This window comes from Anaerococcus urinomassiliensis, from assembly GCF_900128425.1.
GTDB lineage: Bacteria > Bacillota > Clostridia > Tissierellales > Peptoniphilaceae > Anaerococcus > Anaerococcus urinomassiliensis.
The window spans coordinates 1-1,551 of the sequence record NZ_LT635773.1 but is presented as its reverse complement, the minus strand read 5'-3'; the positions used below and the strand labels follow the sequence as shown (position 1 = coordinate 1,551).

Annotated in this window: 1 protein-coding gene; it reads left to right on the top strand. The window is 33.5% G+C overall.

What is annotated here, in order from left to right; translation table 11 throughout:
* The first annotated feature begins 270 nt into the window (after positions 1-270).
* Positions 271-1,446, top strand: a complete 1,176-nt coding sequence (locus BQ7474_RS00005) for an IS110 family RNA-guided transposase (RefSeq protein ID WP_073997050.1) — start codon at positions 271-273, stop codon at positions 1,444-1,446.
* Positions 1,447-1,551 lie beyond the last annotated feature (105 nt).

The window sequence follows — 1,551 nt, the reverse complement described above, 5'->3', positions numbered from 1 at the left end:
TTCCTCCTCGTATATTATAGTTGTAGTATTTAATACTACTTTTTGTTCTCTATCCCACTTTCTTGTGGGATAATAATTGTATAGATAGAGGTCGTAGATTTCCTCCTTGAAGCTAGTCTTCCTTAAAAAGGGTTACGCCTCTTCTTTACGTCTTTATCAGTATGAGCTGGATAGCACATTTCGTTGCTGTATGTCTAACGAGGTTTGATTGTCGTAAAGTTATTGAGGGTTCTTTCTCTATCTAAATTTATATTTAAGCTAGGTGATTTTATGTTTTACATTGGTGTTGATATTGCAAAGAACAACCACGAAGCCTCAATAATTGATTCTAATGGGAAACTTGTTTCTGAGTCTTTTTCTTTCTCTAATTCTATTAGGGGTTTAGAGAAGTTTCAGAAATTTATTTCCTCTTTTTCGATTGATTCTAACAATTGTATTATTGGTATGGAAGCTACTGGGCATTATTGGCTTTCTCTTTATTCTTTCTTGATTGATTTAGGTTTTTCTTGTGTTGTTATTAATCCCATTCAGTCTGATGCTTTTAGAAAGATGTATATTAGACAGACTAAGAATGATTCTGTTGATTCTTTTGTTATTGCTCAAATTCTTAGGTTTGGTGAGTTTTCTGTTTCTCATTTTTCTGATGAGGATACTTTTGCTTTAAGAAATCTTTCTAGGTTTAGGTTTGCTCTTGTTGATGAAGCTTCTGATTGGAAAAGAAAGCTTGTTGCTATTTTAGATCAGGTTTTCCCTGAGTATTCTTCGCTTTTTTCTAATATTTATGGTGTTGCTTCTAAAGAGCTTTTGAGTAAGTTCCCTTTACCTGAAGATATGATTTCTATTCCTGCTGATGAGCTTGCTAAGATGTTGTCTAAGTGTAGTAAGGGGCACTTTGGCCTTGATAAGGCTAAAGAAATTCAAGAGAAGGCTTCTAATTCTTTTGGTGTTAAGTTTGCTTTGAAGTCTTTTTCTTTTCAAATTAAACAGATTATTGCTCAAATTTCTTTTCTTGAAGATCAGATAGCTGATATTGAAGATGAAATTTCTTCTATGATTAATTCTTTATGCCCTGTTATTACTTCTATCACTGGTATTGGCGATATCTTAGGTGGTGCTATTTTCTCAGAAATTGGTGATATTTCTCGTTTTGAGAGAGCTAACCAGTTAGTTGCTTATGCTGGTTTAGATGTTGCTGTTAAGCAATCTGGTAATTTTAATGCAACCGATACGAAGATTTCTAAGCGTGGCTCTCCTTATCTTAGACGTGCTATTTGGCTTGCTGCTAGTGTAGCTGCCTTTAAGGACCCTGCTTTGTCTGTTTACTATCAAAAACTTAGACAAAGGGGTAAGGCTCATGGTACAGCTATTGGTGCTGTTGCTAGAAAACTTACTAACATAATTTTTGCAGTTTTAAGAGATAACAAAACTTACGTACCGAATATTTAGTTGTTATTTAATTTTTCTAAGCCTAAATTTTTAGGCTTGTTTGACGTGCATTAAATTTCAAGATAAATTATTTTTTATTTTCTCTTGACATTTGATAGCTGGTCT